The organism is Fodinibius salipaludis, from assembly GCF_002287075.1.
Taxonomy (GTDB): Bacteria; Bacteroidota; Rhodothermia; order Balneolales; family Balneolaceae; genus Fodinibius; species Fodinibius salipaludis.
The window spans coordinates 229,162-246,736 of record NZ_NSKE01000006.1 but is presented as its reverse complement, the minus strand read 5'-3'; the positions used below and the strand labels follow the sequence as shown (position 1 = coordinate 246,736).

Genomic DNA, 17,575 nt, shown 5'->3' with positions numbered 1-17,575 from the left:
CTTATATTTAGGAAACATTTTTCGAATATAAAATGAGATGACGTGTTTATAACCTTCGAGGGGATTGATGGAAGCGGTAAATCTACTCAGATAGAGAAATTAAGGCATCGACTTGAAAAAAAAGGTGCCCGCGTCGAGGTGTACCGAGATCCTGGTGGCCCCATTGTGTCGGAACGGATCAGGGAGATTTTGCTTAATCCCGATTTCCAAATCGATTCTGTAACAGAGCTGTTGTTATTTTCTGCAGCTCGCTCCCAATTGATGGCAGAAAATGTAATGCCGGGACTCAAAGAGGGTAAAGTTATAATCTTAGATCGTTTTTTTGATTCAACAACGGCTTACCAAGGGCATGGAAGAGAGTCAATACCTCTTCAAGAGATATATAAGCTTAATGATATTGCCAGCCATAAACGTAAGCCCGACCTAACTATATATATGAAATTGTCGCTGACTGATGCCAAGAAAAGAATGGCTGAAACAAAAGATAGAATGGAGCTGGCGGGAGATGATTTCTTCGAAAAAGTGATTAGGGGATATGATAAGCTGGCAGAACATGAAGATCGTTTTTTTACGGTTGATGCAACTGAAACCGTATCTGAGGTACATGAGCAAATTTGGCAATGTTTGAATGGAAGGTATTATTCTTAGCAATAGACTCTTCGCGGGGTTTTTAATTTCAAGGGGAAAGAATCTATTTTTTGCTACGAAGTCCTCTCCCTTGAATAATTTTTGGGGTGCAGAGACTCTCAATGCAGAAAATATTATCCATGTTAGAAATTAATAATCAAACTTAAAGACGAAAATTATTGCTGAAAACGGATAAAATGCTTATCTTTATCGCATTGTGGATTAACCTTACTACAAAATTGAAAATCTCCTTAGAAAAATCTTTCAATTTTTAATTTTAACCAACTCCGAAGTATAAATTATGGCGCACGAAAGAATTGAAGTTGACCTGCCTCTAGCCAAAGTCTATGAATACTTAAGTGATCCAGCTTACTTTCCTCACTTCTTTGAACGAATTGAAAACGTCAACAAGATAAATTCTCAAACATTCGAACTTTCTACAACTCTCGGTGGTGAAAATTTCGAATGGACAACCAACATCATTGATGATTTACGAAATACCCGTTTCGCTTGGATTACAATTAATGGTAATCTGAACCAAACCGGAACAATTCGTTTTACACCGCTTGATAATGGAGAACGTACACGAGTTGATTTTAGTCTCGATTACCGAACGTTTTATGGAGAGCCTGATGAAGAATTAGCCAACTTTATTAAGGGGCTTCCCGCTCAGATGAAAAAAGATCTCCAGCGATTTAAGGATGAGGCTGAGGATGGTACTTTTAAGCAAAAAGCTGATGATACTCTTGCAAAAATTGAAGAGGAGGAAGCAGAAGCTGAGGCTAAAGCAGAAGAAGCTGAAGAAGAAGCGGCAGCATAATTAGTTACATATTTAATAACTTGTTAGATGCGCACTGAAAAGTGCGCATTTTTTTTGTCTATAAAATATATGACCCTTTCTCAATTTATCCAGAGTCCAAAAAGTAATCATCCGAATTATGTACTCCTTGGCCATCCGGTGGAGCACAGCTGGTCGCCATTAATGCATAATATTGCTTTACAGCACTATGATATAGAGGCAGAGTATCATGCAATAGATGTACAAAGCAAAGAGCTTATTGATTTAGCTTCTTTTTTTAATAGGGATTCTTTTTTGGGAGCCAATGTTACTATACCCTATAAACAATCGATTGCCAATTATTTGGATTCTATTGATGTTTCGGCTCAAAAAATTGGTGCTGTAAATACGATTGTTAAAAATGATTATCAGCTTGAGGGATACAATACAGATTATGCCGGTTTCACAGAACCGCTGCAACCTTATGAATTTGAACTGGAGGGGGCATCAGCTGTAGTTTTTGGAACAGGAGGCGCAGCTCGGGCTATTGTATATGGATTAACAGAAATGGGGCTGGAAGAAATGTTTTTGGTATCGCGGTCACCTAACCGCATTACTTCGTACCGTGATAATCGCCGGGTACAAATTGTATCCTACGAAAATTGGACTTCATTTGCAGAGGAGGCATTGTTAATTGTAAATACCACGCCCCTTGGGATGGATCCCAAAATTGATTCATCTCCGGTTCGCGATGAGGAGAAGCAATATCTTGAAGCTAAAATATGTTACGATATTGTGTATAATCCTGTTGAGACTAAATTCTTAAAACAAGCTTCTGAGGCCGGTGCCCAAATGATTGATGGACTGGAGATGTTAATCCAACAGGGCAGCGAGTCTTTTAAACTGTGGACCGGTTATCCGTTTCCCATTAATATTGTGAGAGATACGCTTTATGAAAAACTTGAAAACTGATTTCTCTGTTATTGTTCCCCGGATTCTTCGAGATGAAAAAGATATACGAGCTTGGTTTACGCTTAAAAACCAAGAGTTCGAACGCCCGGGTCAAGCCATTGCAGGATTGAATCTGGGTTTTAATACTCCGGAGAATAAAGAGCAAGTTGCCCGGAACAGGTTAGCTTTACTCAGTAGCTTAGATATTGATTCCGATTGGGTGGCCTATGCTGACCAGGTGCATAGTAATAGGGTACAATTTGTTACCGAGGGAGGAACATATCCTTCGACGGATGGGTTGGTAACTAAGGTACCGGGCTTAACACTGGCCATACAGGTGGCGGATTGTGCTGCGGTATTATTGTGGGATGCCGAAAATAAGGTGATAGCAGCACTTCATGCCGGTTGGCGCGGTGCTGTGGGAGATATTATTCCTCGAGGAATTAAAAAAATGAAAGAACAGGGAGCGGAAGCATCAAAAATAAAATCATTTGTAAGTCCCTGTTTATCGTTAAAAAATTTTGAGGTTGGGATCGAAGTTGCCGATCAGTTTCCTGATCAGTTTGTGAACAATACCGATTTTGAAAAACCCCATGTGGATTTGAAAAGCTTTATAAGGCATCAGCTTTTGGATAAGGGCATACCCGGTAATCAGATAGAAATATGTGAGGAATGCACTATCGGTGAAGCCGAAAAATTTTATTCCTATCGTCGAGAAGGAAATAAAAGCGGACGAATGTTAGCTTTAATACAAATTTCAGAGTAATACCGTAGAATATTGAGAGTTTCTTACGCACCGGGATATTATGCACCTCTTCCTGAGGAACATATTTTTCCAATGAAAAAATTTAAGGGTTTGCATCGCTATCTGTTGGAAGAAAATATTATTGATTCCTCCGAGGTCGTTTCCCCGTCGATGGTGGATATGGCTAATTTACAGATGGTGCACACCCGGGATTATGCGAATGGAATTATGAATGGAGATCTTGGAAAAAAGAAATTACGTCAATTAGGATTACCGTGGTCAAAACGATTAGCGATTCGATCGCGATTGGCAGTACAGGGCACGATCAATGCAGCGATAATGGCTTTACAGGATGGAATAGCTGGAAATCTGGCTGGTGGTACTCATCATGCAATGACTGATTTCGGAGAAGGATTCTGTGTTTTTAACGATGTTGCCGTAGCGATCGAGGTGTTGCAGCAATCAATGTGGGCCAAAAATATTTTAGTTATCGATTGTGATGTGCATCAGGGGAACGGAACGGCCGCTATTTTTAACGATAATCCTCATGTGTTTACATTTTCACTGCATGGCGAAAAGAACTACCCGTTCAAGAAGCCACCCTCAACGCTTGATATTGGGTTACCCGATAACACCAAGGACGACCAATACCTAAAAACGTTGGGGGATGCTTTAGATACCATTTTTGACGATTTTAATCCCGATTTGGTATTTTATTTGGGTGGAATTGATCCGCTGGAAACCGATCATTTTGGCCGGCTGTCTTTATCAAAGAAAGGACTGCAACGTCGCGACCGAATAGTGATTCAAAAAGTGGTGGCCCAGGACCTGCCTCTTGTTTTGCTACTTTCGGGAGGTTATGCCCCTACTCTTGAAGAGACTGTTTTGGCCCATGCGTTGATGTATAGAACGGCCAAAGAAATGGAGTATTGACTGAATTTTTTACGGGATAAATGATTCTGAGTTCTATCTCATTTTATCTATCTTCAGAGCTATTTTGAAACTGAATTAGTGCTTTTGAAACAGAAGAATATTGTCATATTGGGCTCCACCGGATCGATCGGTGAACAGGCATTGCAAATAGTTCGGGAGCATCCGGATCGCTTCAATGTGCTGGGGATTAGCTGTAACAGCAGCTGGCAAAAGCTGTTAGAACAGGTTCGGGAATTTCACCCCCGATATGCGCTGGTTGCCAACGAGCAATATGCTGATGAATTAGATAAAAGAATGCCCTCAGAAACAGAATTGCTTGTTGGGTATGAGCAGCTGCTTGACCTTGCTACACTTGATGATGCCGATGTGATTCTAAATAGCTTGGTAGGATATTCAGGTTTTGAGCCTACTATTGAGGCCTTAAAGGCAGGAAAGAAAGTGGCCCTGGCCAATAAAGAATCACTCGTGGTTGGCGGAGAAATCATCAATGAGCTTATTAAAGATGACAGGAGCCAGCTCATCCCGGTAGATTCTGAACATAGTGCGATGTTGCAGTGCTTGGTGGGCGAACCGCTTGACAAAATAGAAAAGCTGGTTATTACGGCCAGTGGCGGACCATTCCGCACATGGTCAAAAAAACAGATGCGGGATATTACGGTGGATGATGCGCTCGATCATCCCAACTGGTCGATGGGGGCAAAAATAACCATCGATTCGGCCACAATGATGAATAAGGGACTCGAAATAATTGAAGCACACTGGATGTTTGACATGCCGCTGGATAAAATTGAAGCGGTTGTGCATCCACAGAGTGTAATCCATTCGGTTGTAACATTTACGGATGGATCAAGCAAAGCACAGATGGGGCCACCAACAATGAAGGTTCCTATTTTGTATGCGCTTACGTATCCGGAACGTGTAGCTCTTGATGCTCCGCGATTGGACTGGCAGTCAGCCTTTGATTTGACATTTGAACCGGTTGACTATGATCGGTTTCCCTGCTTACGTTTAGCTATCGAAGCTATCGAAGAGGGCGGATTGGCCCCGGCCATATTGAATGCGGCCAACGAGATAGCAGTAGAGCGCTTTCTGAATAAAGAAATTACGTATATTGATATCCCGAGAGTCATTGAATCGTGTTTGGATCAATTAAATAATTCGGGATCTGTTACGTTAGAATCACTGAAAAATATAGATCAACAAGCCAGAAAACTGGCATTAACTGTTTAAGAACTACTTTGTTTCATGGAATGGATTATAAGTTTATTGTCAACGCTGGGAATTTTTGCCGCAGCTCTTTTAATTTTGGTGTTCTTTCATGAATTGGGACACTTTTTGGCGGCGAAATTATTTGGGATGCGTGTAGAGCGATTCTCGCTCGGATTTCCGCCTCGTATTTGGGGTTTCCAAAAAGGGGAGACCGATTACTGCATAGGTGCTACTCCGTTGGGCGGATATGTAAAAATTTCGGGCATGATCGATGAAAGCATGGACGATGACTACCTGGATGAGGAACCCAAGCCCTGGGAATACCGGAGTAAGCCGGTGTGGCAACGGATGATTGTAATTACGGCGGGAGTCATTTTTAATATGATTTTGGGTGTGCTAATTTATGCAGGGTTGGCTTTTTCGAATGGGGAAACGAAGGTTAAGCTTGATAGCGTAGACAGTATTTACGTTGCGGAAAACTCTTTGGCAGCTCAAGTGGGGTTTCAATCTGGTGACAAGCTGGTAGGCGTGAATGGGGAAGAAGTACCTTATTTTCAGGATCTGTTTTCTCCAGATAGAATGATGTCATCTTCGCTTAGCTACACGGTTATGAGAGATGGAGAACAGGTTAATATTGCTGTGGTCGATAGCTTACTTGATGAGATTGGACAACAGGGTTTAATTACATTTGCTAATGTTTATCCCAGCCAGATTAGTCAAGTTGCAGAAGGGACACCTGCTGATAAGGCAGGATTACAGGCTGGGGATCGCATCATACAGATTAATGGAGAAAAGGTTTCGCATTGGTCTCACTTGGTTCAGGAAATATCCTCCTCAAAAGATACGGTATCACTTCTTGTTGACCGCTCAGGCCAGAAATTAGAATTTGCCATCCAACCTGGTACTGATAATAAGTTGGGAATATATGCACCTTCAATGGATGTCTTTGAGGTTGATCGATTTAATTACGGTTTATTGGCATCTCTTGATGTAGGTGTTGATCGAACGAATGAAACAGTTTCTGGAATTTTCGGGGGATTCTCCAAGATGTTTTCAGGTGATATTTCGGTGCGTGACAATTTGGGTGGTCCGGTTGCTATTGCCAGCGTCACAAAACAGGCGACGGACGCCGGTGGTTTTGTTGGGTTTTGGAATATTACGGCCTTCTTGAGTATAACACTGGCGATTATGAATATTTTACCAATACCCGTACTTGATGGCGGTCATTTGGTGTTTTTAATCTATGAGGGAATTACCCGGCGCGAACCATCACCCAAAGTACGAATGGCACTTCAACAAATCGGTTTTCTGCTGATTATAGCCCTCTTTATTTTTGTTACCTTTAACGATATTCTGCGACAGTTCGGCTAATTAAATTATTTATATATGTTTGCACGCGAGGGATATACAAGTATATTCGTAACCCTTATTTTTGCTCTTATCGTAAGTGGTATCGCTCGATATATCGAGCCCCACTGGACGGCCTACCTGCTGTATACAGCAATGGCACTGCTGGTAGCTTTTATCTTATACTTCTTTCGTGATCCTGATCGCGAAATTACTGCAGATGAAAATGTGGTACTTTCTCCCGCCGACGGGAATATTGTACAAATTAAAAAAGTTGATGAAGATCGATATATAAAAGGCTCCGCTACCCAGATAAGTATTTTTCTGTCGCCCCTTAATGTCCATGTAAACCGAATACCGGTAGCCGGAATGTTGGAATATCTTGAATACGAGCCGGGAATGTTTCTTGCCGCTTATGATCATCGTGCTTCAGAATTGAACGAGCGTGCTGACTTTGGAGTTAAACATCCCTCCGGGACAAAAATATTTTTTCGGCAAATTACCGGGCTTCTGGCACGAAGAATTGTTTATCATATTGAAAAAGGGGATAAGCTCGAGATTGGAAAGCGATTTGGGATGATGAAGTTTGGTTCCAGAATGGATATACTTGTTCCGCCGGAGGTAGAGGTAAATGTCTCGGAAGGAGAAAAAGCCGTGGCGGGAAAAACAATTTTAGCTACTATTAATCCATAAGATGAAATACCCTATACAGAAATGGAAGCGATTTCGCCGTCGCCGAAAGCGTAAAAAAAGAAAAAATGGTCGGTCGAGGAAACAGATTCCCCGCACAGTGATCCCCAGTTTCTTTACCTTGATGAATCTGTTCTGTGGTTTTTTGGCGATCATCAGTATTGCCGAAGGGCGCCTGTTTTTTGGAGCCTGGCTTATTGTTTTTGCGGGACTTTTTGATGCTCTCGACGGATTTATGGCACGCCTTTCTAATGCTACAAGCCAATTTGGTATTGAGCTCGACTCTATCAGTGATGTAGTCTCATTCGGCGTAGCGCCGGGATTTCTGTTGTACTCATTTGGATTGGCTGAGCTTCCATTTGTGGGCATTATTCTTAGTGCTTTGCCGCCCCTGTGTGGTGCGGTACGACTGGCCCGATACAACGTGGATGTACAGGAAAGTCAGGAAGACTTTTTTAAAGGGCTTCCCATACCGGGACAGGCGATAATGATCGCTGCCTTTTACCTCACCTTCTATAATCAACTTGAGTTATTTGAAGGATTTGAATACGGAATTAACGCTATTTTAATCCCACTGATTGTACTGCTTTCCTTTTTGATGGTTAGCACCATTCCCTTTGATAAAATGCCAAGTTTTGACAAACAGTCAGTTCGGAAACATAAAATAAAGTTTTCTCTTTTTATTGTTTATGGGATACTAATTCTGCTCTTTCAGGAAGTCGGATTAATGATTGTGTTTTCTATCTTTGTTCTGAAAGGCATTTTAGTAGGGGCCTACCTGTTTTGGAAAGAGGCCTTTGGGGATGATGAGTTTTTAGAGGAGAACATAAACTAATTCAGTTATGTTTTATAGATGTTACGCTTCCCAAATAAACTTGTTGATTTTCGCCTCGTCGGATACTATCTTCAGATCGTTATGAAAAAATCTGCTCATAAAAATATCAGTTGGTGGTGGCCTGTTAAGCAACATACGCAGGCAGTGGCATTTTTATGAGTTAGATTGAGGAAAAGAATTTTATAGAGCCCACTGCAGGAAACTGGAGTGGGCTTTTTTGTTTTTTAGATAGTGTTATGAATTTCATGTCATCCTGAACTTGCCGTGTTCCGACTAATCGGGGTTTCAGGATATAAAATAATCTAAAATGGATTTAGAAAAGTTTAAAAAATTAACAAAAGATTACACAGCTGTGCCTGTTTATCGGCGACTGATGGCTGATGTTCTGACGCCAGTTTCCCTCTTTTTATCACTGCGAAAAGGTGCTGAGTATCCTTTTTTGTTGGAGTCAGTAGAAGGAGGGGAGCAAGTTGCACGGTATTCCTTTTTGGGTCGCAATCCCTACCAAGTTTTGGAGTACGACGGGGAACAGGTAACCTTGCAGAGAGATGCTCACAAAAAAGTCCTCGACCAACCGTATTTTGAAGCACTTAAAGAACTAACGACGCAGCATAGCGAACCCAAGTTGCCTGACTTGCCTCGTTTAACCGGTGGAGCCGTCGGATTTTCTTCCTATGATACAGTTCGTGAAGTAGAGGAGCTCGGAGAAACGCCCCCCGACGATTTAAATATTCCTGAAGCCATCTGGGCGTTTTATGATGAAGTCTACGCCTTCGATCACGTTAAGCAGCAGGTGATCATCATCAAAACGGTGTTCACGGATGAGCCAGATAAATCAGTTGGTGAATTATATGATGAAGCGCAGCAGTCACTTGATCGGATGGAGGAGTTAGTCTATAAGCCGGGACGATCGGAGGATTCCTTTTCCTTTTCAATTAATCTGGATAAACTGACCAGCAATATCGAACAGCATGAATTTGAGGCCATGGTTGAGAAGGCCAAAGAATATATTTATGAAGGAGATATATTCCAGGTGGTGTTATCGCAGCGATTTGAAACGGATTTCAGTGGAGATCGCTTTATGTTGTATCGCGCCCTGCGAATGGTGAACCCTTCGCCGTATTTGTTCTTTTTGGATTTTGATGATTTTGGATTGATCGGATCGTCGCCTGAGGTTTTGGTCCGCGTGCAGGATGAGACGGCTCAACTCCTACCTATTGCCGGTACACGTCCGCGTGGGAAAACTCCTGAAGAGGATTTGGAACTTGAGCAAGATCTTAAGAACGATCCCAAGGAAATTGCCGAGCACGTAATGCTGGTTGATTTGGGACGTAATGACTTATCGCGCGTGTGTAAACCTGCTACCGTCAAGCCGGTCCGCGAGCAGGTGATCGAGCGATATTCGCATGTGATGCATATTGTATCGGATGTGAAGGGCGAATTGGCTGATAAAAAAACAGCAGTGGATGCACTTAAACACTGCTTCCCGGCGGGCACGGTCAGTGGGGCACCGAAAATTCGTGCTATGGAAATCATTGATGAACTGGAACCAACAAAACGCGGTCCTTATGCGGGAGCCGTGGGTTATTTTGATTTTTCGGGCAATATGGATACCTGTATTGTGATTCGTACCATGCTTGTTACCGATTCAAAAGTGTATATTCAGGCGGGGGCTGGTATTGTGGCCGACAGTGATCCCGAAAAAGAATATGTGGAAACCCAAAATAAGGCCGATGCGCTGGTAGAGGCATTAAGCGTGGCCTTGTCGATAACGGATTAATTTAAAAATGTCATGCTGAACTTGCCGCGTCCCGACTAATCGGGGTTTCAGCATTTGAAAGAATAATATTGATAGATCCTGAAATGAATTCAGGATGACACGAAACTTTAAAAGAATTAATAATAAAGTTAGAAAACGAAACACCAATGAAAACAATATTATCAGGTATACAATCGTCAGGAAAACTTCATTTAGGCAACTACTTTGGAGCCCTGCGTCAGCATATACAGATGCAGGAAGAGGGCGATGCCTTTTATTTTATTGCGAACTATCACTCATTGACATCCATCAATGACGGTGAAGAAATTTATCAGAATACGATCGATGTAGCACTCGATTACCTGGCATTGGGATTGGATCCTGATAAAGCGACATTTTTTGCCCAGAGTGATGTACCTCAGCATGCGGAATTGGCCTGGATTTTAGGCACTTTTTGTCCCGTTAGTCTGATGGAGAAAGGTGTAGCATATAAAGATAAGGTAGCACAGGGACTGAAACCGAATATAGGTTTGTTTACCTATCCGATCCTGCAGGCAGCAGATATTTTAATGTACAATGCTGACTTGGTGCCTGTGGGACAGGATCAGAAGCAGAATATTGAAATTTGTCGCGATTTGGCCGGTAAGTTCAATCACAATTATGGCGATGAATATTTGAAGCTGCCGGAACCATACATTTTGGAATCTGTGGCGGTGGTGCCCGGTATAGACGGACAGAAGATGAGCAAGTCCTACGGCAATACCATTGGTATTTTTGATGAGGGCAAAGAGCTAAAGAAAAAAGTGATGTCGATAGAGACTGATTCCACGCCGTTGGATGAACCCAAAGATCCGGAAAGTTGTAATGTGTTTGCGTTGATCAAACTGTTTGCCGATGAAGAGAAACAGAATGAGATCGCTGAGAAGTATCGGGCCGGGGGGTATGGGTACGGTCATGCTAAGAAAGAGTTGTTGGGTATGATTGAAGAATATTTCGCGGAAGCCAGAGAACGGCGTAAAGAACTGGAACAGGATTTGGATACGGTAGTTGAAATTCTAGTTGAAGGTGGAAGAAAAGCAAGAAAAAGAGCTGAAAAGGTTATGGGACCAGTACGTGAAGCTGTTGGTTTATTTAGGGGACATTATTTCACAACAAATAGTCATAAAGCGAGGATAGATAAATTATCTAGTAGGATTGATAAAATTAAGCTTAAAGAAGCTTTACAATGATTTTAATCATCGACAATTACGATTCCTTTACTTATAACCTGGTGCATATCGTGGCGGAGTACACGGATGACTACCGAGTGATCCGTAATGATGATCTCACCGTGGAGCAAGTAAAAGAGTTAAATCCCGACAGGATACTCATTTCGCCTGGTCCTGGACGTCCTGCTGATGCAGGGATTACGGAGCCGATCATTAAAGAGTTGGGGCATGAGACGCCGATTTTAGGCGTTTGTCTTGGTCACCAGGCGATTGGAGAAGTGTTTGGCGGCAAGGTTATTCACGCTCCAAAATTGATGCATGGAAAGACATCCGCCATTAAGCACGATGGTAAATCAGTATTTGGGAATATCCCGGATAATTTCACTGCTACTCGCTACCATTCATTGGTGCTCGATCCCGATAGTATACCGTGTGAGTTGGAAATTTCAGCTCATAGTGATGATCAAGTGATTATGGGACTGCGACACCGTGAATATCCACTTGAAGGAATCCAGTTTCATCCCGAAAGCATCCTTACAACAGAAGGACCCAATATCATCAAAAACTGGCTTGCATTGAAATATGAAATAGCAAAATAATCTCTTAAAGGATATTGCTAATTAAAAGTTAACTGTGTTAAGATAAATTCATTAAATATTTGAAATGCAGAAGGTTATAGAATTCAGCTCAATATTAAATAAGTTAATTCGTCGGGAAAATCTCGATTCAAATGAGGCCAAAAGTGCACTTCAAAGAATTGTAAGGGGAGGGGTTCCCAATGAGCAAGTGGCCGCTTTTTTAACCGCTATGCGGAGCAAGGGTGAAACCACTCAAGAGCTTACTGCTTTTGTGCGTGTGATGCGTGAAGCAGCTATAAAGCCGGAGGTAAATGTAGATGGTGCGGTCGATCTTTGTGGAACCGGCGGAGACAGTTCCGGAACGTTCAATATTTCTACGGCCTCGATGTTTGTGGTGGCCGGTGCCGACGTTCCGGTTCTCAAACATGGCAATCGAAGTGTTTCGAGCAAAAGTGGTAGTGCTGATGTTTTGGAAGAACTCGGCGCGGTAATCGATTTAGATAAAAAGCAGGTTGAACAAGTGTTTGGAGAGGCGGGACTCGTATTTATGTTTGCTCCCAATTTCCATCCTGCCATGAAGCACGTGATGCCGGCCCGTCGCACGATGGGCATTCGAACCTTTTTCAATATTCTGGGACCGTTGCTAAATCCGGCCGGAGTAAAGCGTCAGATGATCGGTGCTTACAGCAGGGAGGTGGCCCGGGAAATCGCCCACATCCTTGCAAATCTGGATACTGACTTTGCCTATACGGTAAATGCCCATGATGGCTTGGATGAAGTGAGTTTGGCCTCTCAGTCGGAGATTTACGAGCTCAATCACAATATGGTGAAAGAGTCGACGACCTTCGATCCTAAATCGCTTGATTTTGAGTGGACGGATTTAGAATCCTTGCAGGGCGGTGATGCTAAATACAATGCGAATATTATTCGTAATATTTTAGATAATAAATCCACCGATCCCCAGCGGGATGTTATTCTGTTGAATGCTACGTTTGGAATTCACGCCTCCGGTAAAGTGAATCACCTGACCGAAGCACGTAAACTGGCGGAAGAAAGTCTGCGATCCGGCAAAGCAAAAAAAGCACTGGACAGATATGTTGAAGCTTCTAATGACGCTGCGAAATAAGTATATATTATGCCCAATATTTTAGAAGAAATCGTTGAACAGACGAAAATTGATCTTAAAAAACGAAAGGATAAGGTAAGTTTTAATGATCTTGGAGATATGGAGCTTTTTGAGCAGCCTCCCCGAAATTTCGGGGAGGCGCTGCAGATCGAAAATGATGTGGCTATTATAGCAGAAATTAAAAAAGCATCTCCCTCGAAAGGATTGATTCGTCCCGATTTTGATCCGCAAAAAATAGCGGGGCAATACCAGGAGGGAGGGGCTTCGGCTATCTCTGTGTTGACTGACGAGCCTGCGTTCAAAGGGAGTCTTAAATACTTGAAAATTGCTTCTGAAGAAGTGTCCATTCCACTACTAAGAAAGGATTTTATTGTTGATCCCTATCAGGTAAAAGAAGCAAAGGCTTATGGCGCGGATGCGGTGTTATTGATTGCAACGATTACGGAGGGAAGTCAGCTTGACGAACTTTTACACGCCACAAAAGAGTTTGGCTTACAGGCCTTGGTCGAATGTTATTCTGAAGAAGATATCGAATATGTTAACTTTGAGCATGTTGATATTTTAGGCGTCAATAATCGTGATTTGAGATCTTTTGAAGTAGATTTGCATCGCGGTATTGAACTTCTGCATAAGGCTCCCGAGGATATGGTACTTGTCTCTGAGAGTGGGTTAAGCAGCCCGGAAAATTTAAATCTACTTTTTGCTGAGGGTATCCATGCAGCACTGATTGGGGAGTACTTTATGCGTCAACCTGATCCCGGCAAAGCGGTCAAGAATATGAAATCGGAATTACAGAAATTAATTTAAGATAAAAACGTTGAGTAAATGTTTGCAGATCCGGAAGAACGAACGAAAGTAAAAATTTGTGGAATTACCACGCTGGAAGATGCCCGATTTGTTTCGGGGGCACTGGCACATTATATGGGGTTTGTGTTCTATGGAGATAGCCCCCGCTATGTTTCGCCTGCAAAGGCGGGTGCGATGATTAACTGGTTGCACGGGCTTGAGTGCGTAGGTGTTTTTGTTAATCAGCCGCTGGACGATGTCAATATGATTGCACGTCAGACGGGCATCGATTTTGTACAGTTGCATGGTGACGAAAATCCTGATTATTGCTCATTGGTAGATAAGTCGGTGATTAAAGCTATTCACGTGGAGGAGGGAGATACAAGCTCGGATTTGAATAAGCGTATTGAGCCTTTTTTGGATCATGTTGAATATTTGCTTTTTGATACGAAAGTGGATGGAAAGTGGGGTGGAACGGGACAGGCGTTTGACTGGTCTATTTTGGATGAGGTTTCCCGGGGCGTGCCGTATTTTTTGGCCGGGGGGTTGAATCCTGAAAATATTCGATCGGCTTGCAAGCAGGTTCATCCGTATGCAGTGGATGTTTCGAGCGGATTGGAAGCTAAAGCCGGAGTTAAAGATTTTGACAAGGTGGATGCGTTTATGGAAGAGATGCGAGATATCTGGGAAAAGCAGGAGGTTGGAGAATTGTAGTATTGAGTAGTGTGAGTAGTGAGTGATGAGTATTGAGTGAGAACAGAAATTTAACAGAAAGTGTCATCCTGAACTTGTTTCAGGATCTAAAAAACATAAGGAAGCAATGAAGTACGATTTACCGACGAAGGAAGGGTATTACGGTGATTTTGGAGGCAAGTTTGTCCCGGAAATTTTGATTCCTGTGTTAGAGGAATTGGAAGCAGCCTACGAGGACGCCTGGAATGATGACATCTTCCAGAAAGAATACCATCAGCTACTAAATGAATACGTGGGGCGTCCCACAAAGCTGACTTATGCCAATAGATTGACTGATCATTATGGGAAAGCAAAGATTTATCTCAAGCGAGAAGATCTGTGTCATACCGGGGCGCATAAGATCAATAATGCTATCGGGCAGATTCTGCTGGCACAGCGTATGGGTAAGGATCGCATTATTGCCGAGACAGGGGCCGGGCAGCATGGGGTGGCTACCGCCACAGCCTGTGCTAAGTTTGGTGTGGATTGTATCGTGTATATGGGAGCCGAGGATATGGAGCGTCAAAAATTGAATGTTGAGCGAATGCGATTGCTTGGCACTGAAGTACGTCCTGTTACCAGTGGTTCACAGACCCTGAAGGATGCCACCAACGAAGCCATTCGTGACTGGGTGACCAATGTTGAAGATACATTTTATATTATTGGATCGGTCGTGGGACCTCATCCGTATCCTAAGATGGTGCGCAACTTTCACCGCGTGATAGGGGATGAAACCCGCAAGCAGTTGGCCGAGGCCGAAGGACGGGAAGCCCCGGATTATCTGCTGGCCTGCGTGGGAGGAGGATCGAATGCGATAGGCATTTTTTATCCCTATATCGAAGATGAATCGGTGCAAATGTATGGACTTGAAGCCGCTGGATTAGGTGCCGATACGGATAAAACGGCTGCAACGCTTACCATTGGCCAACCCGGTGTTCTGCATGGATCTATGAGCTATCTGTTGCATAATTCTGAAGGACAAATTCAGCTGGCTCACTCGATATCAGCCGGACTCGATTATCCGGGCATTGGTCCCGAGCACTCGTATTTGCATAAAACCAAGCGCGTGAAGTATAAAGCCATCACAGATGATCAGGCGATGGAGGGAGTTAAACTCCTTTCTGAAACCGAAGGCATTATTCCGGCACTCGAAACGGCTCACGCGATAGCGTATTTAGAAGAGCTGATGCCTAAGACATCCAAAGATGAAATTGTAGTATTGAACTGCTCCGGTCGCGGTGATAAAGATATGGGCACTATCTCAAGAAATATTTAGAACACAGATAACCCGGAATTAGCTATAAACATAGGTTCTTAATGATTCAGACAGAAAACAGAATAGCACAACTTTTTGAACGTCACGATGGCTCTGAAAAGATCATGAGCCTTTTTCTAACGGCAGGCTATCCCGATCCACAAGCCACTGTTGATCTTATTTTGGGATTTGAAGAAAACGGAGTGGACTTAGTTGAGCTGGGTATGCCGTTCAGTGATCCTTTGGCCGACGGACCCACTATTCAATATTCAAGCAATGTTGCGATTGAGCAGGGGATCACGATGAAGAAAATCCTGCATATTGTAGAGCAAGTGCGGGAGAAATCACAGATTCCCATTATTTTGATGGGGTATATCAATCCGGTTTTGCGATATGGCGTAGAAGCTTTTTGTAGGGATGCCGCTAATGTTGGAGTAGATGGGTTGATCATCCCGGATATTCCGATAGAAGAGTCGGGTATTTTGAAAGAGGAAGCCGAGAAAAAGGGATTGCCGATAATCTATTTGGTTGCTCCGAATACTTCTGATGAGCGTATGCGAAAGATTGATCAACAATCGCAGGGATTTGTATACTGTGTGTCGGTAACAGGCGTTACAGGAGCACGTGAGGGCGATGAGGTAGCGAAGTCTGTCCAGAAGTTTATTGATCGCGTGAAGAAGAATGTAACCAAAAATCCCAAAATGGTTGGTTTTGGGATTAAATCGCATGAAGATGCCCAGCGTATAGCGGCCGATATGGACGGTTTTATTGTTGGGAGCGCATTAATTGATACTATCCGGGAACATTATCCGGAAGAAGGATGGAAGGATGAGGTGTTTGCATTTGTTAGAAGGTTAAAGTATGGTAAAGAGTAAAATTTTAATGTCATTATTGAGGCTATGAAATCAATATTAAAACTATCAGTACTTATTCTTCTTGTGGCCGTTTGGGTCGGCTGTGAGGGCGATTATAGGCAAAAAGCTCGCGGCAGTTTTGGTGAAGTCGTCGTAATAATGGATTCGACGCAGTATGAAAGTGAGACGGCGGAAGCTTTGCGTGAAACGTTTGGTGGATGGATTCAGACGATTCCCGGAAAACCTCCTCGCTTTGACCTTCGTTTTCAGGATTTTAATTCGAATCAACAGTTAGAACAGCTTAAACGATATCGTAATTTGATTGTAGCTGCTCCTATTGATGACACTACGAATACCGGAGAATTAATTCGTGCGTTACTAAGTGATGAAATTGAACGTCAAGTGCGGGAGGGTGAGTCATTTGCCTTTCCATTGAAGAATCACTGGTATCGCGATCAGTGGCTTATGCTTTTATCCGGTCAGTCAGATTCAACTCTTGCAGAGCAGATACGAAATTCCGAAGAAACATTAACGGATAATTTAATTGATAAGGAGATACAGCGGTACACCGAGGAGATTTATGATCGTGGTGAACAGGTTGCTCTTGCTGATAGCTTGTGGGAGCATGAGGGATGGCAGATTCGTATTCAGCACGATTGGATTAAAAATATTGATACCACTTATACGGAGAATGGTGTTCAACAGCACTTTATGACGATGCGGCGTCCGTTGCCTGAAAATGATCGCTGGTTTTGGAGTTGGTGGCGAGAGATTGATGATGCAAGCCATATTGATGAAGATTGGATTAATGCCAAAAGAGATTCCCTGAATGAACAATGGGTTCGCGGGTCACGCGAAGAATCGTATGTTACGACTGCATATAACCGTCCTCATGAAACGGAGCAGTTTATGTATAATGATGATTTAGCATTTGAAACGTTGGGAGTGTGGACGATGACTAATGATGCCATGGCCGGACCGTTTGTTAATTTGACGGTATATGATGAAGAGTCGGACCGTTTGTTTATGCTTGAGTTTGCCCAATTTGCTCCCAAATATGATAAACGTAACTTTGTACGGCAGTTCAGGGCTATGATTCGCACCTTCCAAAGCGACTCGACCTGGCACCAAGATCAGGAAAATATAGCATCAGAGGAATAAG

At 42.9% G+C, this 17,575-nt stretch carries 18 protein-coding genes; all 18 read left to right on the top strand.

The window, feature by feature from the left end; genetic code table 11:
* Positions 1 to 42 precede the first annotated feature (42 nt).
* The 18 genes from tmk to CK503_RS09915 all read left to right on the top strand — a co-directional run bounded on the left by tmk (position 43) and on the right by CK503_RS09915 (position 17,574).
* Entirely contained in the window at positions 43 to 648 is a 606-nt protein-coding gene (tmk, locus tag CK503_RS10000) for a dTMP kinase (protein WP_095606665.1), read from the top strand.
* A gap of 280 nt (positions 649 to 928) precedes the next feature.
* Complete coding sequence (locus CK503_RS09995) at positions 929 to 1,447, top strand: SRPBCC family protein (RefSeq protein ID WP_095606664.1); 519 nt, start codon at positions 929 to 931, stop codon at positions 1,445 to 1,447.
* 27 nt (positions 1,448 to 1,474) lie between these two features.
* Entirely contained in the window at positions 1,475 to 2,377 is a 903-nt protein-coding gene (locus CK503_RS09990; RefSeq protein ID WP_255233380.1) for a shikimate dehydrogenase, read from the top strand.
* Entirely contained in the window at positions 2,358 to 3,122 is a 765-nt protein-coding gene (gene pgeF / locus CK503_RS09985; protein ID WP_095606663.1) for a peptidoglycan editing factor PgeF, read from the top strand. Before CK503_RS09990 ends, pgeF begins: the two co-directional genes overlap by 20 nt.
* Before the next feature lie 72 nt (positions 3,123 to 3,194).
* Positions 3,195 to 4,034 (top strand): histone deacetylase family protein, encoded by an 840-nt coding sequence (locus CK503_RS09980; RefSeq protein WP_176466279.1) that lies wholly within the window; start codon positions 3,195 to 3,197, stop codon positions 4,032 to 4,034.
* Between the two features lie 78 nt (positions 4,035 to 4,112).
* Positions 4,113 to 5,264, top strand: coding sequence for a 1-deoxy-D-xylulose-5-phosphate reductoisomerase (locus tag CK503_RS09975; RefSeq protein WP_255233379.1), 1,152 nt, complete (start codon positions 4,113 to 4,115; stop codon positions 5,262 to 5,264).
* A gap of 15 nt (positions 5,265 to 5,279) precedes the next feature.
* Positions 5,280 to 6,614, top strand: coding sequence for an RIP metalloprotease RseP (gene rseP, locus CK503_RS09970; protein ID WP_095606660.1), 1,335 nt, complete (start codon positions 5,280 to 5,282; stop codon positions 6,612 to 6,614).
* A gap of 15 nt (positions 6,615 to 6,629) precedes the next feature.
* Complete coding sequence (locus CK503_RS09965; protein WP_095606659.1) at positions 6,630 to 7,283, top strand: phosphatidylserine decarboxylase family protein; 654 nt, start codon at positions 6,630 to 6,632, stop codon at positions 7,281 to 7,283.
* A gap of 1 nt (position 7,284) precedes the next feature.
* Positions 7,285 to 8,115, top strand: coding sequence for a CDP-diacylglycerol--serine O-phosphatidyltransferase (gene pssA, locus CK503_RS09960; RefSeq protein ID WP_095606658.1), 831 nt, complete (start codon positions 7,285 to 7,287; stop codon positions 8,113 to 8,115).
* Positions 8,116 to 8,422: 307 nt separating this feature from the next.
* On the top strand, positions 8,423 to 9,895 hold the full coding sequence (trpE, locus tag CK503_RS09955; RefSeq protein ID WP_095606657.1) for an anthranilate synthase component I: 1,473 nt from the start codon (positions 8,423 to 8,425) through the stop codon (positions 9,893 to 9,895).
* Positions 9,896 to 10,041: 146 nt separating this feature from the next.
* Complete coding sequence (trpS, locus tag CK503_RS09950) at positions 10,042 to 11,103, top strand: tryptophan--tRNA ligase (protein WP_095606656.1); 1,062 nt, start codon at positions 10,042 to 10,044, stop codon at positions 11,101 to 11,103.
* The gene (locus tag CK503_RS09945; protein WP_095606655.1) at positions 11,100 to 11,681 is read left to right on the top strand and encodes an anthranilate synthase component II; all 582 of its coding nucleotides are present in this window, start codon (positions 11,100 to 11,102) and stop codon (positions 11,679 to 11,681) included. Before trpS ends, CK503_RS09945 begins: the two co-directional genes overlap by 4 nt.
* Before the next feature lie 64 nt (positions 11,682 to 11,745).
* Complete coding sequence (gene trpD / locus CK503_RS09940) at positions 11,746 to 12,786, top strand: anthranilate phosphoribosyltransferase (protein WP_095606654.1); 1,041 nt, start codon at positions 11,746 to 11,748, stop codon at positions 12,784 to 12,786.
* A 9-nt stretch (positions 12,787 to 12,795) separates the two neighbouring features.
* A complete protein-coding gene (gene trpC, locus CK503_RS09935; RefSeq protein ID WP_095606653.1) occupies positions 12,796 to 13,593 on the top strand; it encodes an indole-3-glycerol phosphate synthase TrpC in 798 nt (265 codons plus the stop codon).
* Positions 13,594 to 13,611: 18 nt separating this feature from the next.
* Positions 13,612 to 14,286, top strand: a complete 675-nt coding sequence (locus tag CK503_RS09930; RefSeq protein WP_095606652.1) for a phosphoribosylanthranilate isomerase — start codon at positions 13,612 to 13,614, stop codon at positions 14,284 to 14,286.
* Positions 14,287 to 14,392: 106 nt separating this feature from the next.
* A complete protein-coding gene (gene trpB / locus CK503_RS09925; RefSeq protein WP_095606651.1) occupies positions 14,393 to 15,580 on the top strand; it encodes a tryptophan synthase subunit beta in 1,188 nt (395 codons plus the stop codon).
* Between the two features lie 41 nt (positions 15,581 to 15,621).
* Positions 15,622 to 16,434 carry a tryptophan synthase subunit alpha gene (trpA, locus tag CK503_RS09920; protein ID WP_095606650.1) on the top strand — a complete coding sequence of 271 codons (813 nt, stop codon included), beginning with the start codon at positions 15,622 to 15,624 and terminating at the stop codon, positions 16,432 to 16,434.
* Positions 16,435 to 16,458: 24 nt separating this feature from the next.
* On the top strand, positions 16,459 to 17,574 hold the full coding sequence (locus CK503_RS09915; RefSeq protein WP_095606649.1) for a DUF4837 family protein: 1,116 nt from the start codon (positions 16,459 to 16,461) through the stop codon (positions 17,572 to 17,574).
* The last annotated feature ends 1 nt before the right edge of the window (position 17,575 follow it).